The sequence below is a fragment of the Niabella aquatica genome (assembly GCF_054779315.1).
The window spans coordinates 1-23,615 of the sequence record NZ_BAAGYM010000034.1; the positions used below are offsets into that span (position 1 = coordinate 1).

Annotated in this window: 26 protein-coding genes; 19 read left to right on the forward strand and 7 right to left on the reverse strand. The window is 41.5% G+C overall.

The features are described 5' to 3' along the window. Positions 1–353: transposase (locus ACYVBM_RS19530; RefSeq protein ID WP_460687385.1), on the reverse strand; the 353-nt coding region annotated here is incomplete at its 3' end. Between the two features lie 319 nt (positions 354–672). Here ACYVBM_RS19530 and ACYVBM_RS19535 point away from each other — a divergent pair. After that, the gene (locus tag ACYVBM_RS19535; protein ID WP_460687386.1) at positions 673–1,527 is read left to right on the forward strand and encodes a hypothetical protein; all 855 of its coding nucleotides are present in this window, start codon (positions 673–675) and stop codon (positions 1,525–1,527) included. Positions 1,528–1,780: 253 nt separating this feature from the next. On the opposite strand, the gene ACYVBM_RS19540 is transcribed toward ACYVBM_RS19535, so the two are convergent. Further along, a complete protein-coding gene (locus ACYVBM_RS19540) occupies positions 1,781–2,059 on the reverse strand; it encodes a helix-turn-helix domain-containing protein (RefSeq protein WP_460687387.1) in 279 nt (92 codons plus the stop codon). On the opposite strand from ACYVBM_RS19540, the gene ACYVBM_RS19545 reads away from it, so the two are divergent. The 9 genes from ACYVBM_RS19545 (at position 1,993) to ACYVBM_RS19585 (ending at position 10,108) form a co-directional block, all read left to right on the forward strand. After that, the gene (locus ACYVBM_RS19545; protein ID WP_460687388.1) at positions 1,993–2,538 is read left to right on the forward strand and encodes a magnesium chelatase subunit ChlI family protein; all 546 of its coding nucleotides are present in this window, start codon (positions 1,993–1,995) and stop codon (positions 2,536–2,538) included. The genes ACYVBM_RS19540 and ACYVBM_RS19545 overlap by 67 nt on opposite strands. 171 nt (positions 2,539–2,709) lie before the next feature. Further along, on the forward strand, positions 2,710–4,518 hold the full coding sequence (locus tag ACYVBM_RS19550; protein ID WP_460687389.1) for an ABC transporter ATP-binding protein: 1,809 nt from the start codon (positions 2,710–2,712) through the stop codon (positions 4,516–4,518). 88 nt (positions 4,519–4,606) lie between these two features. After that, entirely contained in the window at positions 4,607–4,897 is a 291-nt protein-coding gene (locus ACYVBM_RS19555; RefSeq protein ID WP_460687390.1) for a hypothetical protein, read from the forward strand. Next, entirely contained in the window at positions 4,888–5,148 is a 261-nt protein-coding gene (locus ACYVBM_RS19560; protein ID WP_460687391.1) for a hypothetical protein, read from the forward strand. Before ACYVBM_RS19555 ends, ACYVBM_RS19560 begins: the two co-directional genes overlap by 10 nt. Before the next feature lie 40 nt (positions 5,149–5,188). Beyond that, a complete protein-coding gene (gene lnt, locus ACYVBM_RS19565; protein ID WP_460687392.1) occupies positions 5,189–6,769 on the forward strand; it encodes an apolipoprotein N-acyltransferase in 1,581 nt (526 codons plus the stop codon). Positions 6,770–6,854: 85 nt separating this feature from the next. Continuing rightward, positions 6,855–7,649 carry an alpha/beta fold hydrolase gene (locus ACYVBM_RS19570; RefSeq protein ID WP_460687393.1) on the forward strand — a complete coding sequence of 265 codons (795 nt, stop codon included), beginning with the start codon at positions 6,855–6,857 and terminating at the stop codon, positions 7,647–7,649. Positions 7,650–7,667: 18 nt separating this feature from the next. Then, complete coding sequence (locus ACYVBM_RS19575) at positions 7,668–8,438, forward strand: SDR family NAD(P)-dependent oxidoreductase (RefSeq protein WP_460687394.1); 771 nt, start codon at positions 7,668–7,670, stop codon at positions 8,436–8,438. Positions 8,439–8,527: 89 nt separating this feature from the next. Then, complete coding sequence (locus tag ACYVBM_RS19580) at positions 8,528–9,568, forward strand: NAD(P)H-dependent glycerol-3-phosphate dehydrogenase (RefSeq protein WP_460687395.1); 1,041 nt, start codon at positions 8,528–8,530, stop codon at positions 9,566–9,568. Between the two features lie 9 nt (positions 9,569–9,577). Further along, positions 9,578–10,108, forward strand: a complete 531-nt coding sequence (locus ACYVBM_RS19585) for an O-acetyl-ADP-ribose deacetylase (protein ID WP_460687396.1) — start codon at positions 9,578–9,580, stop codon at positions 10,106–10,108. A gap of 13 nt (positions 10,109–10,121) precedes the next feature. Here ACYVBM_RS19585 and hemW read toward each other — a convergent pair whose 3' ends face one another. Further along, entirely contained in the window at positions 10,122–11,228 is a 1,107-nt protein-coding gene (gene hemW / locus ACYVBM_RS19590) for a radical SAM family heme chaperone HemW (protein WP_460687397.1), read from the reverse strand. A gap of 108 nt (positions 11,229–11,336) precedes the next feature. Here hemW and ACYVBM_RS19595 point away from each other — a divergent pair, with 108 nt between their 5' ends. The 6 genes from ACYVBM_RS19595 to coaBC all read left to right on the forward strand — a co-directional run bounded on the left by ACYVBM_RS19595 (position 11,337) and on the right by coaBC (position 17,509). Then, the gene (locus tag ACYVBM_RS19595; RefSeq protein WP_460687398.1) at positions 11,337–13,142 is read left to right on the forward strand and encodes a POTRA domain-containing protein; all 1,806 of its coding nucleotides are present in this window, start codon (positions 11,337–11,339) and stop codon (positions 13,140–13,142) included. A gap of 34 nt (positions 13,143–13,176) precedes the next feature. Then, positions 13,177–14,055 carry a DUF4271 domain-containing protein gene (locus tag ACYVBM_RS19600; protein ID WP_460687399.1) on the forward strand — a complete coding sequence of 293 codons (879 nt, stop codon included), beginning with the start codon at positions 13,177–13,179 and terminating at the stop codon, positions 14,053–14,055. Positions 14,056–14,102: 47 nt separating this feature from the next. Continuing rightward, positions 14,103–14,891, forward strand: coding sequence for a uroporphyrinogen-III synthase (locus ACYVBM_RS19605; protein ID WP_460687400.1), 789 nt, complete (start codon positions 14,103–14,105; stop codon positions 14,889–14,891). Between the two features lie 133 nt (positions 14,892–15,024). After that, positions 15,025–15,843, forward strand: a complete 819-nt coding sequence (locus ACYVBM_RS19610; RefSeq protein ID WP_460687401.1) for an outer membrane protein assembly factor BamD — start codon at positions 15,025–15,027, stop codon at positions 15,841–15,843. Further along, positions 15,818–16,159, forward strand: a complete 342-nt coding sequence (locus ACYVBM_RS19615) for a DNA-directed RNA polymerase subunit omega (protein WP_460687402.1) — start codon at positions 15,818–15,820, stop codon at positions 16,157–16,159. The genes ACYVBM_RS19610 and ACYVBM_RS19615 overlap by 26 nt, the downstream gene beginning before the upstream one ends. 135 nt (positions 16,160–16,294) lie before the next feature. Further along, a complete protein-coding gene (gene coaBC, locus ACYVBM_RS19620) occupies positions 16,295–17,509 on the forward strand; it encodes a bifunctional phosphopantothenoylcysteine decarboxylase/phosphopantothenate--cysteine ligase CoaBC (RefSeq protein WP_460687403.1) in 1,215 nt (404 codons plus the stop codon). A gap of 95 nt (positions 17,510–17,604) precedes the next feature. On the opposite strand, the gene ACYVBM_RS19625 is transcribed toward coaBC, so the two are convergent. Next, positions 17,605–18,717 (reverse strand): acyltransferase family protein, encoded by a 1,113-nt coding sequence (locus tag ACYVBM_RS19625; protein ID WP_460687404.1) that lies wholly within the window; start codon positions 18,715–18,717, stop codon positions 17,605–17,607. Positions 18,718–19,139: 422 nt separating this feature from the next. Here ACYVBM_RS19625 and ACYVBM_RS19630 point away from each other — a divergent pair, with 422 nt between their 5' ends. Together ACYVBM_RS19630 and ACYVBM_RS19635 are read left to right on the forward strand one after the other, a co-directional pair. Then, complete coding sequence (locus ACYVBM_RS19630; protein ID WP_460687405.1) at positions 19,140–19,532, forward strand: DUF4296 domain-containing protein; 393 nt, start codon at positions 19,140–19,142, stop codon at positions 19,530–19,532. Between the two features lie 21 nt (positions 19,533–19,553). Then, positions 19,554–20,381 carry an aminotransferase class IV gene (locus ACYVBM_RS19635; protein ID WP_460687406.1) on the forward strand — a complete coding sequence of 276 codons (828 nt, stop codon included), beginning with the start codon at positions 19,554–19,556 and terminating at the stop codon, positions 20,379–20,381. Between the two features lie 50 nt (positions 20,382–20,431). Here the strand turns inward: ACYVBM_RS19635 and ACYVBM_RS19640 are convergent, their stop codons facing one another. Beyond that, positions 20,432–21,244: a 1,4-dihydroxy-6-naphthoate synthase gene (locus ACYVBM_RS19640; RefSeq protein ID WP_460687407.1), complete on the reverse strand. Its 813-nt coding sequence runs from the start codon at positions 21,242–21,244 to the stop codon at positions 20,432–20,434. Between the two features lie 62 nt (positions 21,245–21,306). Next, the gene (gene mqnB / locus ACYVBM_RS19645; protein ID WP_460687408.1) at positions 21,307–21,948 is read right to left on the reverse strand and encodes a futalosine hydrolase; all 642 of its coding nucleotides are present in this window, start codon (positions 21,946–21,948) and stop codon (positions 21,307–21,309) included. A 37-nt stretch (positions 21,949–21,985) separates the two neighbouring features. Between mqnB and ACYVBM_RS19650 the strand changes: the two genes are divergently transcribed. Continuing rightward, positions 21,986–22,396 carry a 6-pyruvoyl trahydropterin synthase family protein gene (locus ACYVBM_RS19650; RefSeq protein ID WP_460687409.1) on the forward strand — a complete coding sequence of 137 codons (411 nt, stop codon included), beginning with the start codon at positions 21,986–21,988 and terminating at the stop codon, positions 22,394–22,396. Positions 22,397–23,121: 725 nt separating this feature from the next. Here ACYVBM_RS19650 and ACYVBM_RS19655 read toward each other — a convergent pair. Then, positions 23,122–23,592, reverse strand: coding sequence for a hypothetical protein (locus ACYVBM_RS19655; RefSeq protein ID WP_460687410.1), 471 nt, complete (start codon positions 23,590–23,592; stop codon positions 23,122–23,124). Positions 23,593–23,615: the final 23 nt, after the last annotated feature.

The window sequence follows — 23,615 nt, forward strand, 5'->3', positions numbered from 1 at the left end:
CTATACATGCCGATAATGGACTCTTCAAGCTTATCGCTCATGCGCTGACCTTTGGGTATTAACTGCGGCTCAATCCCGATAGCTATCGGGACGCTGTTACGATCCCTGGGGATATTTAGCACCATGTCACCCAGGGACTGGGTTTTTACTTTTTTGGGATAAGTGCCATTACGACTATTACCGGTATTATTGCCATCTTTGGCATGCTTCTCATAACCAAGGTGGTTATCAAGTTCGGCCTGTAACATCTGCTCTACACCCTGCTTGTAAAGCTCACTGAAAAATGATTGGAAATCTTCTTTGCTTGTAAACTGTTTGAAGAAATCTTTGGGTAATTTGTTGTCCTGTTCCATAAAACTGTATTTAAAGTTAAAAAATCCGGGCCAAAGCGCCGGCCGCAACCCGGGCAGGTGAAGCGAAGTGAGGCGGAGCGTAGCGGAGCCGAACGAAGCGAACCTGCACGGTGGTTAACTCTCCTATACAGTTACTTAATATTTATTTACACAAAGAACTAAACACTACCAAAAACAATGTACTTTTGTTATTACGCAGCAATTACTCACATTTATGAGAGAGGCCACTATTAACCAAATTTCCTAACCTTCTGGGTATTATGATTCCTTGTCCATTTATCTAGTATTAAAACTATTTCAACTAAAAATCAATAATCGTATGAAAAAAAAGCAATCCTTGTTTAAAAGTTTAAGATGGACCATATTCTTTTTGTTGTCATGCCATGCTGCTGAGATATTTGCTCAAACAGTTACGGCGCAGGTGATAACAGCTTTTCCTACAGAAAACTTCAATTATGATGGGCAATCGGCCCCCTATTATGGTCTGAAATGGGCCAATGACTCCTGGCAGCCAGTAGGACCAACCGCATGGTTGGGTAGTTATGGTGGAATGAAGTTTTTTACTTCGGGCCAGAGGCGATTCTCAATTCATGCAAATGGTACTTTAGAAATGTCAGCTCCACTTATCATGACTCCAACTGCAGCCGCAAGTAATTATATACAATTTAAAAATAATGGTACTAATATAGGGATTATCGGATCGGATGCTGCTATCACTGGAAATGATGCTACTAATTTTGGTATATATGTATATGGGGGTAAAGATTTGGAATTTACAACCGGAGTTAGCAAACGAATGGTAATAAAAGGGAATGGTAATATTGGAATCGGCACTACTACTCCTACTGAGAAGTTATCTGTAAAAGGCAAAATTCGGGCGCAGGAATTAAAGATAGAAGCCGATAATAGCACAAATTGGCCCGATTATGTATTTCAGCCCGCTTACCAATTAACGCCACTCCCTGAATTGGAACGATTTATTAAAGCCAATCGACATTTACCCGAAATACCCAGCGCCAAAGAAGTGACGGCTAACGGGATTGAAGTAGGAGCAAACCAAGCTTTGTTGCTGAAAAAAATAGAAGAGATGACATTGCACCTCATCCAGATGGAAAAAAGAATCAGCCAGCAGGATAAAGAAATAGAATATTTAAAGAATAAAATCAAAATCTAAATAAAATATGAAAATGCGACTTAAGGCAGCATCTATCTTGATCTAGGCAAGTTTATGTTGAGCGCATCATCTTTTAAACTTTGTAAGCTCGCTTTCCAAAAATTTTGTCTTTGAATTTGTTATTAACTGTTCTATTTTTTCTTGAACATTTTTAGTAACGACAATCCTTTTTTCAGCTTTTGAGAGAGTACCTGGATCAATTTTTAAAATTTTAGCTCTTTTTGAGTTATCCCTTGTTCAATTCGATATCTTATTATGGGTTCTCATTATCAATATTTGGGGTATATCCAAGAAATTGAATAATCTTAGGAATATGATTTAAAACAGGGGAATTTCTGTTTAGCTCCCAATTGGTGATGGTATCAGTTTGAACATTCATTATCTTAGCAACCTCACTTTGCGACATTTCCAAATCAAGTCTGTGTTTCCGTATATGGTCGCCATAAGTAAGCAATTCTTTTGGATATGCTTTGTTTTCAAGCTTTTTACCTCTTAATTGGATATTGCAGATGGGCAACGAAACTATGCCCATGTGGCTTTTACAATCATCCCCAACGGCAATGTACCTGCCCGCCCGGCGCTGTGCAGAAATATTTAAATAAAATCTCAGGCCCGCTTTTAGACAGGATTGATCTGCACGTGGAAGTAACACCCGTTCCGTTCAGCGAGCTTTCCAATATCAGAAAAGAACAAAGCTCAGGAACCATCCGCGAAAAAGTAATCAAAGCAAGGGATATACAGGCAGCACGTTATAAGGATTACCCGGGCATTTATTGTAACGCGCAAATGAGCAGTAAAATGCTGAAAGAAATTTGCGTGATCAATAATGTAGGACAGATGCTGCTGAAAGCGGCCATGGAAAAGCTCAACCTCTCTGCCCGTGCCTATGATCGTATTTTAAAGGTAGCGCGCACTATCGCCGACCTGGAAGGAAGCGATAACATCAAGCCGGAATATCTTGCCGAAGCCATCCAGTACAGGAGTCTGGACAGGGAAGGCTGGGCAGGGTAAAATTGTCATTCGGGCTTCTTCATCCCTACAGCCCTGGCATCGCTCCTGCTATTCAAAGCGTCCTCACCTTAAATCTGTATGCTATTATCTTCTGCTAGTCCCTCAAACATTCACCCGGGTATTTTGTTATTGTGAGATTATTATTTTTTAGTTTAGCACTATTTTCTATATATGCGCATACTCTTACACTATCTGAAACCCTATAAATGGCTGGTACTTTTTGCATTATTCCTTGCAGCGATGAACCAGGTCTTCTCCCTTTTTGCGCCTATGATCAGCGGGAAGTTGCTGGATCTTTTTGCCACGCATCCCCACTCTTTTGACAAAGCAAAAACACTGCCCCGTTCAGAACAGGAATATCTTTGGGGTGGGAACGGCTATCACGGTATATTCTTTTACCTGCTGCTGCTTGTTGGTACCGCAATGATAAGCCGTATTGCTAAAGCATTTCAGGATTATTTCGTAAATGTGGTCATACAGAAATTCGGGGCTACCATTTTTACGGATGGCTTGAAACACTCCATGAGCCTTCCTTTTCAGGAGTTTGAAGATCAGCGCAGCGGCGAAACACTTTCCATACTCACCAAAGTGCGCACAGATACCGAAAAATTCATCAGCAGCTTTGTAAACGTGTTTTTTGTGATCATTGTAAGTATCGTGTTTGTGTCTGTATACGCATTCAGGCTGCATTGGAGCATCATGCCGGTGTATGCGCTCGGTATATTTTTTATAGCGCTGGTTACCAGCCTGCTCAGCAAAAAAATAAAGCTCATTCAGAAAAACATTGTAAAAGAAACTACTTCCCTCGCCGGAGCCACCACTGAAAGCCTGCGTAATATTGAAATCGTAAAAAGCCTGGGACTTACAGGGCAGGAAGTAACACGCCTCAATAATAACACTTTTAAAATATTGAAGCTGGAGCTGAAAAAAGTAAAAAACATCCGTTCCCTGAGCTTTATACAAGGCACCCTGGTCAATTTTTTGCAGCAGGTAATTGCTTTCACCCTGTTATGGCTCATTTATAAGGGATCCATTTCACCGGGAGAATACCTGTCGCTTATGTTTTATGGCTTCTTTTTATTCGGCCCTATGCAGGAAATAGGCAATATCATACTCTCGTATCGCGAAGCAGAAGCCTCTTTGCAGAACTTTCATAACCTGATGCTGAAGAAAAGCGAGCCCAGCCCCCTGCACCCCAAACAAATAGGCATACTCGAGGAATTGGAGTTCCGGAATGTTTCCTTCCGGCATCAGACCGCGCAGTTCAAAGCGCTGGATCATATATCCTTCGATGTAAAGAAAGGGGAAACTATTGCTTTTGTCGGGCCCAGCGGATCAGGGAAAAGTACCCTCGTAAAATTATTAGTAGGACTGTACAGGCCAGGGGAAGGCCATATTTTCTATGATGGCATTGAAGGCAGCCATGTTGACTTTGACCAGCTGCGCAGGCAAATAGGTTTTGTAACGCAGGACACGCAGCTGTTTGCGGGCACTATCAAAGAGAATTTACTATTTGTAAATCCAGCTGCCACCGAAGACGAATTACAGGAGGCTTTACGAAAAGCAAGCTGCCTGCCATTAATACAGCGCGCAGAAAATGGTTTGGATACCATTATCGGAGAAGGAGGCTTAAAATTAAGCGGAGGCGAGCGCCAGCGTATTGCCATAGCACGTGCTCTTTTAAGAGATCCCCATTTACTCATTTTTGACGAAGCTACTTCTGCATTGGATTCAATTACCGAAGAGCAGATTACTGCAACCATACGCGAAGTATCGTCAAAAAGAAGCCAGATAACGGTATTGATTGCGCACCGTTTAAGTACTATTATGCACGCCGACAGGATCTATGTACTTGAACGTGGCGAAGTAGCCGAAACCGGCAGCCACGAAGACCTGATTGAAAAGAAGGGTCTGTACTATGCCATGTGGCGCCAGCAGATCGGAGAAAGAAGAAAAACGGAAGCCGCTATGCAGGCTTAAAAATGATTTCAGTTTATGGGTAGCGAATAAAATTGACTATTTTAACATAAAAATTATTACTAAATTTGTGTAACAAAAATTACATAAAATGACTGTTGCTATAAAAAATTATAAAGCTATAGTAAACGCGATACCTCAACTTATAGAAGTATCGGGGTATAAAAATGATTATATAGCAAAAAAACTCAACATGCGCCCAGGTTATTTTTCTGCAAAAAAAACAAAGGGTGGCTGGTCATTGGAAGAAGTGGAAAAAATTATTGAAACTATTGCCAATAAAGATGTTGAAAATTACCTGGATGGGCTTTTGGTGCAATTCAGTTTTCCCGGCAACACTTTAAGTTCTGCTGATTTTGAAAAGAAAATGGGATGGAAGTAACTGTTGAAGAACTGTTTTCCAGACAACTTGCTGAATATCCTAAAGAGTTCCAGGAGCAATTTAGAAAAATTTATCAGCATCTGAAAATTGCAGATTCCCCGCTGGAAGTAAAAGGTGTTTCCCGGATATCTAAAAACTTTTACAAAATAACTGTTCAAAATAGCCGTATTGCACTAAAAGTTAATGTAGGGAAAGCCACAACAGGCCTGTTTTTATATAATGAGCATTATACTCAAAGTAATAATGAGTAGCAGACTAAACAAACTCTGAAATTACGCTTAGCTTTACGCCATGCAATCATCTCAAAAAAATTTATTACTTTCTATACTTGGGGGCATCCTGCTATGGGCAGCCTGGCCTACTTCTCCTCTTACCCTGCTCCTGTTTGTCGGATGGATTCCTTTGTTATCAGTAGTTGAAAACACCAACAACTGGAAAAAACTATTAGGCTATACCTACATACATATGGTGCTGTGGAATATACTTACCACCTGGTGGGTAGCTAAGGCAAGTGTAGAGGGAGGACTCAGCGCGTTTTTTGCCAACAGCCTTATTATGTGCATTCCCTGGCTGCTTTATTTTTTCACTAAAAAATATATAAAAGGGTTCATTGGCACCCTGTCAATCGTTGCCTACTGGCTTGCTTTTGAATATATCCATCACAACTGGGATCTCAGCTGGCCCTGGCTTACCTTAGGTAATGCTTTTGCCACACACCCCAGTTGGGTGCAGTGGTATGAATATACGGGCACATCGGGCGGCAGCTTATGGGTTTTATTAAGCAATGTTTTCGTATTTCATATATTAAAGCTATACCAATCAGAAGGAAGAAGTATGCGCTACTTTAAAAATGCGGCGGCATGGGTCGCTTTACTTTTAATACCGATACTTTTTTCATTTTTTATAAAAAATAATTTAACACTACTCCATAATAAATACAATGTAGTAGTGGTACAACCCAATATTGACCCTTATCAGAAATTTGAAACCGGTGCCCAGCAGGCGCAGCTTCAAAAGCTCATTTCCTTATCCCAAAAACAGATTGACGCCCATACCGCTTTGGTAGTTTGGCCCGAAACAGCTATACCATCTCAAACGGACGAGGACCATATAAAAGAAAATTTTTTCCTGCTTCCCCTGTGGCAATTCTTAAAAGATCATCCGCAGGTCAACTTACTGACCGGGCTCGAAGGATACAGGCAATTTGATCATAAAATAAGCCGGTATGCGAAACCCTCTCGAGATAGCGGCGCCTATTACGAAATGTACAACAGCGCTGTTTTATTGGATAGCGTAAATGTTCACATCTATCACAAATCCAAACTGGTGCCAGGAGTAGAAGTATTGCCTGGTTTTCTTAGTTTCATGGCCCCCTTATTTGAAAAATTTGGCGGAACCGGTGGGGGTTATGCACGCGATACTTCAGCAAAAAACTTACAAACATACAACAGCTCATTTAATGTAACACCGGCCATTTGTTACGAAAGTATTTACGGAGATTACCTGGCGGATTTTAACCGCAAAGGCTCCAACCTCATTTGTATTATTACCAATGATGGCTGGTGGGGCAATACACAGGGATATAAGCAGCACATGAATTATGCAAGGCTGCGGGCCATTGAAAGCCGCAAATGGGTAGCACGCAGCGCTAACACAGGTATTAGTTGCTTTATTGACCCTTACGGGAATGTTGTACAACAATTACCGTGGGATGTGGATGGTACTATAAAACAAACCGTGGCCGCGTACACCACTGAAACATTTTACACAAAGTATGGAGATATTATTTCTAAAATGTTTTGTTTTGCAGCTGCGGCATTATTGTTGTTGGCCATTGTAATGAAATTTAAAAAAAGAAAAACTCCGGCATAGCTGCTGCTATAAGCACAGCTGTACAAGCGAGCGTGGCAATACCGTTGCTATGCAGCACAAAAGATGACCCAATAAAAAATTCTTTATGGAAAGAAAATCAATTACGATTGAAGGAAAAATCATCAGCTATCATATCGCAGGTGATGGTAAAGCGATAGTATTACTACATGGTTTTGGCGCCGACAGCAGTATATGGAACAGCCAGGCTGAGTTTTTAAGCAAAAACTATTTAGTGATTGTGCCCGATCTGCCGGGTATCAGTACCTCTGAACTTATCAGCGATGTGAGCATGGAAGGCCTGGCGGATGTTGTGAGGCAAATTGCAGAAGCAGAAGAGCTGGATGATATCGTATTGATCGGCCATAGCATGGGAGGCTATGCTACGCTTGCATTTGCTGAAAAACATCCTGAAATGTTAAGTGGTTTTGGATTGTTTCACTCAAGTGCAGGAGCAGATAACGAAGAAAAAAAGGCCAGCCGGCAAAAGGGTATCGAGTTTGTACAAAAACATGGTGCTGTATCTTTTCTTGAAAACACCGCACCTAAAATGTTTGGGGCAACTACTAAAAATGAAAGAACGGGCATATACGAAAATTTCATGAACAAACTGCCCGGAATGAGCAATGAAGCAGTGATCGACTATTATGAAGCAATGATGCAAAGGCCTGATCGCACCGATGTTTTGAAGAGTGCCAAAGTACCGGTGCTGTTCATCTATGGCAGGGAGGATGAAATTATTGATCTTGAAAATACCATAAAACAATCCTCACTGCCATCCGTATCATCTGTAAATATTTTAAATAAGTCGGGACACCTGGGTATGATAGAAGAACCTGAAGAAGCCAATAAGCTCATTGAAGATTTTTTGTCCGATATTTAACGCCTGATATGATATTTCATGAATAAAATTGCTTTAATTACCGGCGCAACATCCGGCTTTGGTGAAGCCTGCGCCTGGAAGTTTGCACAAAACAACTATAATGTGATCATTACCGGCCGCCGCAAAGACCGCCTGACCAAACTCTCTGAAAATATACAGGCCGCCCATCCTGTAAAAGTTTTACCACTAAACTTTGATGTGCGCAACAGAGAGCAGGTTTTCGCACAGGTTGAATCATTAACCGCAGCATGGAAAACCATTGATGTATTAATTAATAACGCCGGGCTTGCAGCAGGACGCGATGCTTTTGATGAAGCAAGCGTTGATGATTGGGATACGATGATCGATACGAACCTGAAAGGCCTTGCTTACGTCTCTAAGGCTGTTGTTCCGTTAATGATCGAAGCCCGCAAGGGGCATATCTTTAACCTGGGGTCTATAGCAGGCAAAGAGGTATACGCACAGGGTAATATGTATTGTGCCACCAAACACGCAGTAGGCGCATTGAGCGAGGCGATGCGTATTGACCTGTTAAAATATGGTATAAAAGTTACGGCTATTCATCCCGGGGCAGCAGAAACAGCGTTTTCGAATGTACGCTTTAAGGGAGATGCGGACAAGGCCGCAAAAGTATATGAAGGCATTCAACCACTGACAGCAGCAGATGTTGCAGATATTATTTACTACTGTGCATCATTGCCAACGCATGTTTGCATTAACGACCTGGTGGTAACCTGCATACAACAGGCCAATAGTTTTTATACATTTAAAAAGTCTGAAGGTCAGTAAGTAGGAAAGACCGAAAACCATAATTATAAAAATAATTATCTTTCATAATCCGGACCTCGGACTCCGGACTTCCGGACTAAACGTATATAATGGCAGTAAAATTTGGTATAATTGGCAGTGGCAGCTGGGCCACCGCTTTGGTAAAAATACTTACCGACAATGGGAACAAAGTGCACTGGTGGGTAAGAAACCCCGAATCAGCAGCTTACATACAAAAGCGGGCGCATAACCCGCATTATCTTACTTCTGCAGAGTTAAAAACCCGGTTACTGAAAATAGATACAGACCTGCGTAAAGTAGTAACGGCGGCGAATGTGCTCATAATAGGCGTGCCCTCTGCATTTGTAACAGAAACCTTATCCGTATTAACTCACGAAGATCTTAAAAACAAAAAGATACTTTCTGCCGTCAAAGGTATTCTTCCAAAAGAAAATGTTTTATTAAACGACTACCTGGCCAAATATTTCAAAGTGCCGCTTACCCATTATTTTGCCGTGCTGGGGCCCTGCCATGCAGAGGAAGTAGCCGCCGAAAAACTTTCTTACCTTACTTTTTCTGGAGTGGATATTGAGTTCGCTAGGAAGATGGCCGCCTACTTTGACTCACCGGCCATTAATACCGTAGTAAACGACGATATACTGGGCGTACAATACGCTGCTGTGCTTAAAAATATTTATGCACTGGGCGCCGGTATTGCTCATGGCCTTGATTATGGCGATAATTTCCTGAGCGTTTACATTGCCAACTGTGCAGATGAGATGGCTGCCTTCTTAAGGCGTTTTGGCGCTGCTCATATCGTAGTGGGTGAGCACGAGCCCAACCAGTCAACCGGTAACAGGTCTGCCAACTACGCGGCCTCGGTTTATCTGGGGGACCTCCTGGTTACCTGCTATTCCCTGTACAGCCGTAACCGCACTTTCGGGAACATGATTGGCAAAGGATACTCGGTACAGGCTGCCAGGCTGGAGCTGAACATGGTAGCAGAAGGGTACAACGCTGCTAAATGTATTTACAATATCAATAAAAAAATAAGAGCCGAAATGCCCATAGCAGAAAATATATATAAAATATTATGGGAGAAACTACCGCCAACCAAAGCTTTTGAAGCTATTGAGAAGGTAATGATTTAGCTGTAAAAAATGACAAGGGTAAAAATTATAAAAGGGAATATTACAAAAATTGAAGCTGATGCGATTGTAAATGCGGCCAACACTTCGTTGCTTGGCGGCGGAGGTGTTGACGGGGCCATTCACAGGGCGGGCGGAAGTAAAATCCTGGAAGCATGCAAAAAAATCGTTGCCCGGCAGGGAGGTTGTAAGGTTGGAGAAGCGGTGATCACTACTGCCGGAAATCTGCCGGCAAAATATGTTATTCATACCGTAGGGCCGGTTTGGAACGGAGGAACCAGCAATGAAAATGAAAAGCTCAGAAGCTGCTATTTCAACGCTTTGCAATTAGCGGCTGAGAACAACTGTAAAACCATTGCCTTTCCCGGAATAAGCACCGGAGTATACCGGTTCCCGAAAGACAGGGCAGCTAACATCGCTATTGCTACAATCCTGGAATTTCTGCAGAACGACCAACAAATAAAAGAGGTTATTCTAGTGAGTTTTGATGATGAAAGCTTTGATATACTGACAAAAGAGTTAAAAAAATATAGCGACCATTAAGTCTGCCATAAGATCAGAAGAACAGATCTGCTGCAATGCCATCCGCATACAGCTTACCCTGATTCGTTAACCGAAGCAAATCGTTTTCATGTAGCAGCAGATGCTGCCTTATATATTTTTGGGCAGTTTTAAGAACAGCGCTTCTTTCTTCCTCCACCATCTTTCTTAGATCGATACCCTCCATAGTACGTAGTGAGATCATAATATACTCGTTCAGCTTTTGAACCGGGGTAAGCACTTCTTTTTCAAAAGGCAGCTCACCTTTCTCAAGCGCATCAATGTACCGCTGATTATTGGCAATATTCCATTTTCTTTCCCTACCATTAAAAGAATGGGCAGAAGGGCCTATTCCTACATAAGGTTTACTCTGCCAGTAAGAGGTATTGTGTCTGCTTCTGAAGCCGGGCTTTGCGAAGTTGGATATCTCGTAATGTTCATAGCCGGCCTGACTGGTCCAATCCATCAGTAACAAAAACTGTTCTGACTGAACACCGGGATCAATATCATCTTTTTTTTGCAGCCGGATTAGTTTATCCAGGGGTGTTTTGGGCTCTACTGTTAAAGCATAACAGGACAAATGCGGCACGCCCAAGGCAATTGCATGAGCTACATTTTGTTGCCATTTTTCATGGGTCAGGCCCGGTGTTCCGTAAATTAAATCAATAGTAATATTATCAAAATACTGTAAAGCAAGCTGCAACGACCTTTCAGCCTGTCCGGCGTTATGTGCGCGATTCATCCACTTCAGATCCTCTTCAAAAAAAGATTGGATACCAATACTTAACCTGTTAACTCCCATATTTTTCCAACCCTGTAGCTTTTCTGCTGTGATATCGTCAGGATTGGCTTCAAGCGTTACTTCAGCATGAGCATTTACGTTACAAAAAGACCGGATGACCTGTAATATAGCAAAGAGTTCATCTATATCCAGTAAACTGGGCGTACCACCCCCCAAATAAATGGTATTTATCAACCGGCCCTGATCTTTTGCAGTTAAAACTATTTCTTTACGGATCGCAGCAAGCAGCGCCTCTTTTTTCAGCAGGGAAGTTGCAAAATGAAAATTGCAATAGTTGCATGCCTGTTTACAAAATGGTATATGAATATAGATGCCGCTCATTTATACTTAGTGTCAAAAACCGCAGGGCTGTATGTTAAATGCTTAAAGCATAATGCCCGAAGCCTTCGGCTTTCAGCGTTTAGCATTAATAATCTAATTTTACGCCCGTTGAAGCCTGCAAAGATACGATACCTGCTTACAGCAATTGTGCTTTTGAATTTATTGCATGTGGAGGCACAAAGCAATTTTACCTTATCCCTTATACCTATTGATAAGGACAGCACTTTTATGTCCCGGGCCGTCCAACCCCAAACGCGATTCATAAGCCGCGACGAATGTATCGCTTATATAGAAAAGCTTCCGACCCAGCTTCATGCAAAAGGGTATATTACTGCATCGGTTGACGACGTAAATATAGACACCACATCAGCCACTGCTCATCTCTTTTTAGGCGAGATTTACAGGTGGGCCTCGGTCTCTGCAGATGAAGCATCGCGCAGCTGGCTGAGTAAAATAGGCTGGACAGAACTCTTTTTTTCAGAAAAACAGTATGATCGCAATAAAGTGGAAGACCTTCAGCAGCAAATGCTGAATTATATGGAAAATAATGGGTATCCTTTTGCTAAAATCTATCTCGACAGCCTGCAGATCAACGGTAGCGAAGTTTCGGGCCGCATAAACGTAAAGCCCGGACCACTTTACCGTATAGATAGTATTAAAATAACCGGTAATGCGAAAATCAGCAACGAATACCTGCAACAGTTCCTTGATTTAAAAAACGGTTCTGTCTATAACAAGGAAAAGCTGCAACAGATAAGCACCGAATTAAAAAAACTGAATTATGTAGAAGAACAGTTTCCCCCGCAATTTATATGGGGAAGCACCGGCGGAACAGCAGAACTGTTTCTTCAACAAAAAAAAAGCAGCCAGGTAAACATTATCATTGGTTTTTTACCTAACAGTGATGCTGCTGCAACAAAAAAAATGCTTATCACAGGCGAAGGATTGCTGAACCTGAAAAATGCTTTTGGAGCCGGAGAAACTATCGGCCTGGTCTGGCAGCGATTGCAGGCGGCTTCCCAAAGGCTCGGCCTCAACTATACGCAGCCTTATTTATTCAGATCGCCTTTCGGGATAGACTTTGGCTTTAATATGCTTAAAAGAGACTCTGCTTTTTTAAACTTCGACATAAAGCTGGGCGCTCAGTTAGTCCTGAACCGGAGGCAAAATGCTACGTTCTATGTACAACAATTCAGCAGCATTTTAAACAATATCAATGAGGCATCGATTATTGCAACCAAAGAGTTGCCTGTAGATGCTGATATAAAGATCACGAATATCGGGATTGAATACAGTCTTAATACAACTAACTACATTTTTAATCCGGTGAGTGGGTTTGAGCTATTTATTAACAGTTCAGCGGGCAATAAAAATATCAAACGCAACAACCAGATCCTTGATCTTAAAGATCCTGATGATCCGGCCTTTGATTTTGCCAGCCTGTACGATACCATAAAGGTAAAATCGTACCAGTTTCGCTCTATACTGACCGCCGCCAAATATTTCCCGATAGGTAAAGCACAACGGAGTACTTTTAAAACGGCGGTTAACGGCGGTTATATTTCAGGCAGCAATATTTTCAGGAATGAGCTCTTCCAGGTGGGTGGATACCGGCTCCTGAGAGGTTTTGATGAACAAAGCCAGTTCCTTTCCCAGTATGGCATCGGCACGCTGGAGTACCGGTACCTGGTGAGCGAAAATTCTTATTTCAATGTATTTACAGATGGTGGCTGGGGCAAAAATGCCGGCAGGGCCACCCATATCAGCTATACCTATCTTTCGGGAGGCCTTGGGCTTGCTTTTGAAACCAAAGCAGGACTGTTCAACCTGGCATGGGCCATAGGAAAAAGAAATGATACCCGATTTAACCTCCGGCAATCTAAAATACATTTCGGGTTCGTTAGCTACTTTTAACTACATCAGGCTATTTTTGCAGCAAAATTCTCCGTTGGCAAGGATCATTTTATTAATCTTTCTCTGTTGTTATATATGGCCGGGTGCGGCGCAGGATACTTATACCGATAGCCTTGTCCAGGCCCCGAGAGATCGCATGAATATTGCCAAAGACAGTTCCTTACAGAAAAATCTTAAACTGTCCAGGGATATTTTAAACAGGCACCCCTACTTTAACTTTAGTGAGGGAGCAGTTTATCCGCCCTACACCAGAAAGCTTCCCTCAGCAGGTAAAGAAATTTATTTTTATATAGTGGCAGCGATCTTTTTGCTGTTCGCTATACTGAAAGCAAGCTTTGAGAAGTATTTTTCAGACCTCATCAACCTGTTTTTCCGCCGTAGCCTAAAACAAAGACAGCTGAAGCAGCAGGTAGTTCAGAACGCCTTACCCTCGCTGTTATTTAATATGTTTTTTATTATAACCGGTGGTTTTTATGCAGCACTGGGTATAGAAAGAACCACTCCGCATCTGGCTTTACCATTCTGGCAATTATTCCTTTATACCACAGCCGCTACCGGCATTGTTTATTCGGGTAAATTTTTGACTCTTAAATTCATTGGATGGGTGTTCAAAATAAGCAAGCTTACAGATAATTACATTTTCCTTATCTTCCTGGTAAACAAGATTATCGCAATATTGCTTTTACCATTGGTGCTTATTATTGCGTTAACAGGAAAAGAAGCAGGCGCCGTAGCATGGACGCTTAGCTGGCTGCTTCTTTCAGCGCTTCTTTTATACCGTTATATTTCTGCTATACAGCTGGTAAGAAAAGATAAAAGCATCAGTTTCTTTCATTTCCTGTTGTATGTAAGCGCTTTCGAAATATTGCCTGTTATTATACTGTATAAAGGAATATTATCATTTTTAAAATAATAGTGTACTTTTGCACACAATTTTAGGAATTGCTAATGTTAAATGAATTGAAAAAATCTGGTACAGGGTTATTAGGTGGTAAAATTCAGACCATACTTATTACCCAGCCCAGGCCACTAAGCGAAAAATCTCCTTTTTTTGATCTTGAAAGGAAATATGGTGTGAAGCTGGATTTTCAACCGCTGATAAGCATTGTTCCTATCTCGGGTAAAGATTTCAGAAAACAAAAAATCAATATTGCACGTTTTACGGGAGTTATTTTTACCAGCCGTAATGCTATTGATCATTTTTTCCGCACCTGTGAAGAAAGCAAGATCACGGTTTCGCAGGATACAAAATATTTCTGCATTACAGAGGCCGTTGCGCTTTACCTGCAAAAATTTATTCTATACCGGAAACGCAAAGTGTTTTTTGGAGCCGATGGTACCAATAAAAGCCTGTTTGATGTAATGAACAAGCATAAGGAAAACCTAAGCTTCCTGTACGTTTGCTCTGAGAACCAGCAGGACAGTGATGTTGTAAACTGGCTGAAAAATAATCATTGCGACTTTGAGCTGGCTTTTATGTATCGCTCCGAAAGCAACGACATAAAAAAGCTGGTAGGCGGCAAACACTTTGATATTGTATGCTTTTTCACTCCTTCCGGTGTGAAAAGCTGGTTCGATAATTTTCCTGACTTTAAGCAAAATGGTGTGCTGGTAGGCACTTTTGGAGACAATACTAAAGCTGAAGCTGTTAAAGCCGGGCTGAATCCCGAAATTATTGCGCCCAGGCCAAAAACACCCAGCATGATCACCGCACTGGATCATTTTTTAGCAGGGCACTCCGAAAAGTAATTGATTATCAAAGCGTGCTTTTCTATACAGCCATCAGGCAGCCATTCTTTATCAAAACCTTAACTATCACTTAGTTAGGCAGGTCATAATTTTTAGCAACATTTGCCGCATTATGGTTAACTTTGCAAACTTTATGAGATTTGTAATCGCTGTTTTTTTAGTAGTTTCTTTGATATCCTGCGGCCCCGGCATGAATAAGATATTAAAGAGCAAGGATGCTGCTTATAAGCTGAAAATGGCAGACCAGTTTTATGCTAAAAAGAAGTGGATGAAGGCTTATACTGTTTACGAAGATGTAATACCTTATTACAAAACTACCCCGCAATTCCAGGATATTTATTACAAATATGCTTATACTGCCTTTAACCAGAAGGACTATGCCAACGCAGAAAACCTTTTTAAGCAGTTTCTGGAAAGCTTTGCCAACAGTCCACGCGCAGAAGAGATAGAATATATGCGGGCTTACACTTTTTATCTACAATCTCCCAAAGCAGACCTGGATCAGACAAATACTTATAAAGCAATCAGTAATCTTCAAACTTTTGTAAACACACACCCTCAATCGGTAAGGATTACAGAGGCGAACCGGCTGATTGATGAGTTAAGGAAAAAGCTTGAAACAAAAGATTATAAATCCGCCATGTTATACTATAATATCGGTGAGTTCAGAGCTGCGGGTGTTACCTTTAATACTTTGTTCGATAATTATCCCGAATCCCTGGTATCCGATGAATATAAGTACATGGCGATCAAGTCTTATTTTAAAGCGGCCGAATTAACCATTGCCACTAAAAGAGCAGAACGATACAGAGAAGTTATTGAGCAGGCGAATGAGTTTATGGAGCGGTTTCCTGAAAGCAAATACCGTAAAGATGTAGAAAACTACATCAGTACATCAAATACAGAAATACAAAAATTTAGTAATAATGAGCAAGTTAAGACGACAACTTAGCGCCGGCATCCCCAACAATGTAGAAACTAAAGACCTGGGGGCTATCAAAAGCAAAACCGGTAATCTTTATGAATCTATCGCCATCATCGCTAAAAGAGCGAACCAGGTGAATATCTCTATCAAAGAGGAGCTGCATAATAAGTTGGATGAATTTGCCAGCCATACCGATTCTCTCGAAGAGATCCATGAGAATAAAGAACAGATCGAGATTTCGAGGGCTTACGAAAGGATGCCTAACCCGGCCCTACTGGCTACTTATGAATTTTTAGAAGATAAAATTTATTTCAGAAAGGCCGAAGACGAGCTTTTCAGCTAATATTTTTTTCTTAAATAATCCGGAACCACAGTTGCTTTACGGGGCTGTGGTTTTTGTGTTTTAAGTATTTTTGTGAAATGGGTTGATGGTTCATAGCCAATCGTTCATAGAACCATGAACCATGAACCATGGACCATGAACTCAATACAAAACAAAAAAATATTAATCGGTATCTCGGGTAGTATTGCGGCCTACAAAACCATCCAGTTGGTACGCCTGCTTATAAAACAGGGTGCCGAAGTAAAAATAGTGATGACACCTGCTGCAAAAGATTTTGTGTCACCATTAGTGCTAACCACTCTTTCCAAAAATGAAGTACTGGCTGATCTGTTTGCAGAGAATACATGGTCCAACCATGTTCAGTTAGGCCGGTGGGCGGATGTAATGCTGATAGCGCCACTAAGCTGCAATACATTAGCGAAGATGGCACATGGCCATTGCGACAACCTGCTGCTCTCTGTTTACCTGTCTGCTACCTGCCCTGTTATAGTGGCCCCTGCAATGGATGAAGATATGTGGCACCATGCGGCTACCGGCAGAAACCTCAGCGTGCTCAAAAAAGATGGCATTGCGGTAATACAGCCCCGTAATGGCGAGCTGGCCAGCGGTCTCTTTGGCGATGGCAGAATGGAAGAGCCTGAAAAAATAGTGGCATACCTGGACAGCCGTTTCAGGGAAAATAAAGGCTCCCTTTTACATAAAAAAGTACTGGTAACAGCTGGGCCTACCCACGAAGCGATTGACCCGGTACGGTTTATCGGCAATCATTCATCAGGCAAAATGGGTATTGCCCTGGCGAAGGAATGCAGGAACCGCGGTGCTGACGTAACATTGGTGCTGGGCCCGGTACCCCTTCCTCAGGAATATGAAGGCATTACTATAATAAAAGTCACCTCTTCCGACGAAATGTATAATGCCTGCCATGACCATTTTAAGAACACGGATATCACATTGATGGCTGCCGCGGTGGCAGACTATAAGCCAGGAAAAGTAAGTGACCAAAAAATTAAAAAAACAGGCAGCGAAGCGCCGGAACTTCAACTTGTTACAACCAAGGACATACTGAAGAGCCTGGGCGCTATAAAAGAAGACAACCAGGTTTTACTGGGATTTGCATTAGAAACCAATAATGAGAAGGCGCATGCGCTGGAAAAGCTGGATACTAAAAACGCTGATTTTATAGTGCTGAACTCTTTAAACGATGGTGATATATTTGGAAGCGATATCAATAAAATCACCATTTATACCAAAAACAGGCAGGAGATACAATTTGACGCCAAAAGCAAAGCAGAAGTAGCGAAGGATATTATAGATACTGTGATCAGCTACTCAGATAAGATAAATATTTAACAGCCCCTGATCGGTATTATTTACCCGTCAACGCTTTTTGCACGGATTGCATCTGTAAACAACTACAAGTACAGAAGAATAAAACAAAAGGACGGTTATCCCATTTTTTTCCTCAGCCATTTTCTTATGGGTTCATCATACCATTTCAAACTGGCATAAGCCAAAAATACAGAACCGATCAAAATAAGTAAAGCATAAGGCCATGCCTGTTCTATGGTTATTCCTTTATTGTCGCTGATCCATGCAACATAAAAATACACCAATGGATAATGTACCAGGTATAGCGGATAGGATATATCACCTAAGAACCTGCAAACCTTATTTCCTATCGGGGTATGCACAATACCACTGGCACCGAGATATACGATAACCGGGAAAACAACGATGATGCACAAGGATTCATATATGCCATTCATCCAAATATGGTTCGCGCCACCTATACGCGGCATATAGAGAATGATTGCCAGCAAAAGACTGCACCATAAGAAAGCATTCCTGATATAGGCCGGTTTAAATACACGGGAAAGTAACAGTCCGGCAAAAAAAGGATACATGGTACGGATAAGTCCAACCCGCACCTGTTCAGCATTCAGCGTCCAGCCACCGCTAACATCCCCATTCGGGTTGGTTATAGCAAAATGAGCGAGTACTATAGCCGCGATAAGCACAAAAATACCCAATGCTGTTTTTGAGAACTTCCCTATTCCCAGGGCATAAAAAATGTTTGCAATGTATTCAAAGAATAAAGACCATCCTACGCTATTAAGCGGGTGCATTTCTTCCCATCCCCTTATATCAAGAGATAAGGGAACAGGAAGGATGGTATAACCGATTATCATTACTATCAGCATCTTCCAGACAGGAACGGTATGAATGAGTGGCCAGATAGTTGAATCTGTAAAATAGAATCCGATTGCCCCGAGCGTCATTCCCAGGACTACCATAGGCTGAAGGCGCTCTATCCGGCGTTTGAAGAAACTGCCAAATGTCATTTTATGCCAACGGTCGTCATATGCATACCCAATAACAAAACCCGATAACAGGAAGAAAAAATCAACTGCCAGGTAACCATGGTTAACCAGGTTATCCAGGTGCCCGGTTGCCAGTGGTTCTGCCAAATGGAAGGTAACGACGATTATGGCGGCAACACCACGCAGACCATCCAGTATGGGATAATGAGGCTTTGTAGAAAGGCTATTATTATTCATTGACTTTTGGTTGCAAAATGTAGGATTTAAGTAAAAACGCTGTGCTCCTGGTAATCGGGTAAATGAACCGGTTCGGTTTTAACCAGGCGGTAAAATTAATTAAAAGGCTTACCTGAATATGCTCAAATCGTATCAAAATCCATTCAAATCGTCCCATTTTCTGCCTTAACCTGATGTTATCCAGCTAAACATTTTCGGCATACCTTTCAGGTTATAGCATAGATACCGCGATCAGCTATGCACATAATATAAGCGATTTGCCGGCTTTTGGTATAAGGAATAAATCAATACGCACTTTCACGCCAGCTTCTGTGTCCTTTGCAACGGACAGGGTACAGCAAATGTCCATAAAAAGTTATGAACCCTTTCACTATTAAAAACGGCTATATCAGATATATTTGTACCTGATTCCAAAAACAAAAATGAATAGACGATCCCTTATTATATTCTTTCTTTCATCACTTATATTGTCCTGCAAGAGCAGCAACGATATATTGCCTAAACAAAAAATGGAAAAAGTGCTGTGGGATGTGGCCAGGAGCAGTGAGTTCTTAAATGGCTATGTGTACTTTAAGCATCCTGAGCAAAACAGGGCCGCCCTGAATGATGCTATGTTAGAGCGCACGCTGAAAATACATAAAGTAACCAAAAAACAGTTCCTGAACACCTTAGAACATTACAGAAAAAGACCCGATGAGTTTAAAGTGGTAGTGGATTCTATTGTCAGCAAACAAAAGCGTTTAAGAGACAGTGATACGCTATCTTTAGCAGCTCCGGAAAACGCAGATCCCCTGCGTGCTCCTGTTACCCCTTAATCACCCACGTAACTTCTGTACATGCTTAACATCTGCTACAATGGAATTTATTATAACGAGCAGGAGCCTGTATTACTGGCGGGTAACAAAAGCTATCGCTATGGAGATGGCTTCTTTGAAACCATGAAAATATGGAAAGGGAAAATTCTTCTTGAGCCCTATCATAAAAAAAGGATATCCAAAAGCATGGCGCAACTAAGTTATGTGTTTCCCGAAAATGTTAGTGCCGAAGCCATTTTTACCCAAATAACAACGCTTTGCACTAAAAACAGTTGCGGGGAAGCGGCAAGGGTGCGTTTATCTTTTTCAAACGGTGAGGGTGGCCTGTTTGACAATAATAATAATCTTCACTATCTTATTGAAGCCTGGCCGCTTGATAAGCGCGTCAATGAGTTCAACGAAAGCGGACTTGCAACAGGCCTGTTCACTTCTATTAAAAAAAACGACAATGAATATGCGTTCATTAAATCTGCTTCGGCGCTGATTTATAGCATTGCGGCACGCTACTGCCTTCAGAACAAATGGGATGATGGCATCCTACTAAACCAAAGGGATCGCATTTGCGAAAGTACAATCGCCAATATTTTCTGGGTAAAGGGGAACAGGATTTTTACCCCTCCGTTAACAGAAGGGTGTGTGGATGGCGTAATGCGCGCTTATCTCATAGATGCTATCGGAAGCGTTACAGAATTATCCTGCCAGCAAAAAGACCTGCTGGAAGCAGATGAGGTTTTTCTTACCAATGCCATCCGTGGCATCCAGCCTGTTAACATCCTCGGCAGCAGGTACTATTCTAATACCATTACAGCAATGCTGTTCAGAAGATATATTCAGCCGCTTTATGGGTGATGGTTGCGGGTTACTGGTTACCAGTCTGTACATATGCGATTCCCTACTCACTATTCACTACTTCCTACCGCCTTCTCAAAAACAGTTCTCAATACATCAACGGCAGTTCTCCCCGTTTCTCCAAGGTCCAGGCTGTAATCATTTACATATAATTCTATATGCTGGCGCATTACTGCCTCGCTCATGGTTTGAGCATGGTTTTTTACATATCCTGATACAACAGGATAACGGGCCAATGAATATTGCAGGCTTTGGCGGATCAGCCGGTTTACTTCCTGGTATACATCGTCACCCAGCTCTTTTTTGATAACAATGCCTCCCAGTGGTATAGGTACATTCATTTTAGTTTCCCAGTATTCGCCCAGGTCCAGCACTTTGTGTAAGCCTTTTTGCTGATAGGTAAACCGGTTTTCATGAATAATTACCCCCAATTCCGCCTTGCCATTTACCACAGCATCTTCAATTTCGTGAAACACTTTAAATACTTTGTTCTTGGCATTGGGATAGGCAAAACTGAAAAGCAGGTTAGCAGTAGTATGAATACCGGGCAAAACAACAGCCGCATTGTATATATCTGCTTCAGAAAATTGTTTATCATCATTGGCGATCAATAAAGGGCCTACCCCTTTACCGAGCGCACTGCCTGAGCTTAATAACCTGTATGTATCGGCAGTTTTAAAATAAGCAGGAAAGCTAAGCTTGGTAATATCCAGCTTTCCGTCCAGAGCCCACCGGTTCAACGTTTCCACATCTTCCAGAACCGGCTCAAACTGCAGATCACCGGTATCTATTTTACCATTAACCAGCGCATCAAAGATAAAAGTATCGTTCGGACAAGGGGAAAAGCCTATTGTAACCACCATATTGGAATGAAAAATATTAAATGTTGAATGTAAAATTTTAAATACTCATCCTGAGCAACTCCTCACCGTTGACTACTCACCTGCTCTGCCACCCTCAGCAAAGCCCCGTTCAAATTCGCAATAGCATCGCTTATCTGCCACCGGCTCTTATCCCGCTCACCCACATAATTGGAAAGGCTCCTGATCTGCAAAAAAGGTATTTTTTCCATCAATGCCACATAGTGTAAGGCAGCACCTTCCATTGTTTCTATCAGTACACCCCGCTTTTTAAACAATTGGATCCTGGTTTTGTTCGTAGTTACTTCATTTACAGTAACGGCTTTTACCTTTTCAAGGCCGCAACGTTCCAGTAATATTTTATTCGGGTTCTTCAAAACGCCCTCTTTAAAAGGCTTTGTACCGGTATCCAGGAAGCCCATATCAAAAACAGACTGCCACCGCCCTTTTTCCGTAACCCCTATATCTCCAAACTCATCTTGCAACACTGCCACTACCGTTCCTAAAGGCATTTCGTTGTGAAATCCGCCGGCAATTCCTGCCTGTATAATAACGGAAGGCTGATACTGCTGAATGGCTTTAGTAATGTAGTATACCGATACCGGGCAGCCAACGCCGGTTACCGCTATCCCGGCTTTTAACTTCTTAAGCTTGCGGAGCGATGGCCTGATCTCGAATGATGTTGCTGATACAATAAGGAGGTTCATAAAACAATATTGCCGCAAATGTCGTTATTTTTGTACGATGGTATACCTTACAAGACAGGAACATTTTAATGCAGCTCACCGGCTTTATAATCCTGACTGGAATGAAGCTGAAAATGAAGCTATATTTGGTAAATGCGCTAACCCTAACTATCACGGCCATAATTACGACCTGTTGGTTACCGTAAAAGCAAAACCTAATTACGATACCGGCTTTGTATTTGACGTAAAAAAATTAAGCACTATCATCCGGGAATATATCACTGAAAAGCTGGATCATAAAAATCTTAACGAGGATGTAGACTTTTTGATCGGTAAAATGTGCAGTACTGAAAACCTGGCAATAGAAATATGGAAACAGTTGGAGCCCCATATCCCTAAAGAAGTGCAGCTACATTGTATTAAACTTTATGAAACTCCGCGCATTTACGTGGAATACTTTGGAGAATAAAAATAATAACCCGCTTTCTTCGCCCAGAAAATACCTCAGCCACCGGCATGATACCAGCAAGTCTTTTAGGAATATTGGCCATCCTGAACATCTCTGCAGCAAAAAGGATAGATTGCAAAAGCCACAACAAAAAGCGAAACGCCACTATAAGTAATCTAACAATAAACCTTGCTATTAGCAGCAGTCTTTCCTCATAGCATAACCGCTGTTTATTGCTGAAGCATCATCCCATCACTAAAAAATCAGGTAAACAGGCTTTGAGAAGCCCTTTAAATAAAATAAGTAAAATAATGTAAACATTAAAAATCTCATAATTGGCAACCATTATTTGAACCTATATACATCTTTAGCAGATACATTGCTGCCCGGAATGATGAAATGGCTTTTTGCAGGAATGCCACTACCTGTAGCATACGGGTTAATCTTTAAATCAGCATTACCCCACCTACGAATGCTATATCACTACCGGAACAGAAGATGCGCTTATCTTACCCGATTGATCCCTGATATCATTTCCAATTGACCTGCCCAAAGAGAGTTCATTTGTTTCAGAATTATCCGCGTTTAAAATGGAAGTAAGGATGCATAATGAGCGAGCTGGCCGCTTTTAAATACAAATTAACCGGTACAGCCCCTACTGACATTAGGATTGCAGGAGCTTTTTCCGTAAGTAAAAGGCCGAAACTTTCAATGGAACGCCCTTCTCCTTATTAAATATAGGTAGACTAGCTTGCATTGTTTTCTCTACAAAGAATATATGCAGAAATTTCAAAATTGAAACTGCTCTGAAAAGAGCCCATCTGAACATTCGGATCTCCAGGAAATACCACTTGTTGAGGATGATGACGATAAATACTTGGATCGCCACAAGCGATATCAAGAAGAACGATGAACCTTCCGACCTCATCAAAATAAGTTTTCTTTATTCTATCAACAGCGAGAATAAAACTGCTTTTGTCTTTAAACAATTTTATTCCAGCACTCACAGAAACTACAATAGTATCCAAATTATCCCGATTATTATCGGATAGAACAAATTGCGTAGGAACCTTTATACATCCTCTTAATATATTAATCTGGTCATAAACTTCGACGAAATTTAGTCCGGCTAAACTTTGAGTGAGAAATATCAGCATATTATTCGGTCCCTGGCTGGAAATAGGAATTTTAATGAGTTGAGATGAAGTACCAGGCATAAATTAGATTATTTAGAGTTGAA

Excerpts from the sequence above, each read along its gene's own strand:
- ACYVBM_RS19535 (WP_460687386.1), top strand. The coding sequence starts at position 673 with ATGAAAAAAAAGCAATCCTTGTTTAAAAGTTTAAGATGGACCATATTC.
- ACYVBM_RS19545 (WP_460687388.1), top strand. The coding sequence starts at position 1,993 with ATGCTTTGTTTTCAAGCTTTTTACCTCTTAATTGGATATTGCAGATGG.
- ACYVBM_RS19540 (WP_460687387.1), bottom strand. The coding sequence starts at position 2,059 with ATGGGCATAGTTTCGTTGCCCATCTGCAATATCCAATTAAGAGGTAAA.
- ACYVBM_RS19550 (WP_460687389.1), top strand. The coding sequence starts at position 2,710 with ATGCGCATACTCTTACACTATCTGAAACCCTATAAATGGCTGGTACTT.
- ACYVBM_RS19555 (WP_460687390.1), top strand. The coding sequence starts at position 4,607 with ATGACTGTTGCTATAAAAAATTATAAAGCTATAGTAAACGCGATACCT.
- ACYVBM_RS19560 (WP_460687391.1), top strand. The coding sequence starts at position 4,888 with ATGGAAGTAACTGTTGAAGAACTGTTTTCCAGACAACTTGCTGAATAT.
- lnt (WP_460687392.1), top strand. The coding sequence starts at position 5,189 with ATGCAATCATCTCAAAAAAATTTATTACTTTCTATACTTGGGGGCATC.
- ACYVBM_RS19570 (WP_460687393.1), top strand. The coding sequence starts at position 6,855 with ATGGAAAGAAAATCAATTACGATTGAAGGAAAAATCATCAGCTATCAT.
- ACYVBM_RS19575 (WP_460687394.1), top strand. The coding sequence starts at position 7,668 with ATGAATAAAATTGCTTTAATTACCGGCGCAACATCCGGCTTTGGTGAA.
- ACYVBM_RS19580 (WP_460687395.1), top strand. The coding sequence starts at position 8,528 with ATGGCAGTAAAATTTGGTATAATTGGCAGTGGCAGCTGGGCCACCGCT.
- ACYVBM_RS19585 (WP_460687396.1), top strand. The coding sequence starts at position 9,578 with ATGACAAGGGTAAAAATTATAAAAGGGAATATTACAAAAATTGAAGCT.
- hemW (WP_460687397.1), bottom strand. The coding sequence starts at position 11,228 with ATGAGCGGCATCTATATTCATATACCATTTTGTAAACAGGCATGCAAC.
- ACYVBM_RS19610 (WP_460687401.1), top strand. The coding sequence starts at position 15,025 with ATGAGATTTGTAATCGCTGTTTTTTTAGTAGTTTCTTTGATATCCTGC.
- ACYVBM_RS19615 (WP_460687402.1), top strand. The coding sequence starts at position 15,818 with ATGAGCAAGTTAAGACGACAACTTAGCGCCGGCATCCCCAACAATGTA.
- coaBC (WP_460687403.1), top strand. The coding sequence starts at position 16,295 with ATGAACTCAATACAAAACAAAAAAATATTAATCGGTATCTCGGGTAGT.
- ACYVBM_RS19625 (WP_460687404.1), bottom strand. The coding sequence starts at position 18,717 with ATGAATAATAATAGCCTTTCTACAAAGCCTCATTATCCCATACTGGAT.
- ACYVBM_RS19630 (WP_460687405.1), top strand. The coding sequence starts at position 19,140 with ATGAATAGACGATCCCTTATTATATTCTTTCTTTCATCACTTATATTG.
- ACYVBM_RS19635 (WP_460687406.1), top strand. The coding sequence starts at position 19,554 with ATGCTTAACATCTGCTACAATGGAATTTATTATAACGAGCAGGAGCCT.
- ACYVBM_RS19640 (WP_460687407.1), bottom strand. The coding sequence starts at position 21,244 with ATGGTGGTTACAATAGGCTTTTCCCCTTGTCCGAACGATACTTTTATC.
- mqnB (WP_460687408.1), bottom strand. The coding sequence starts at position 21,948 with ATGAACCTCCTTATTGTATCAGCAACATCATTCGAGATCAGGCCATCG.
- ACYVBM_RS19650 (WP_460687409.1), top strand. The coding sequence starts at position 21,986 with ATGGTATACCTTACAAGACAGGAACATTTTAATGCAGCTCACCGGCTT.
- ACYVBM_RS19655 (WP_460687410.1), bottom strand. The coding sequence starts at position 23,592 with ATGCCTGGTACTTCATCTCAACTCATTAAAATTCCTATTTCCAGCCAG.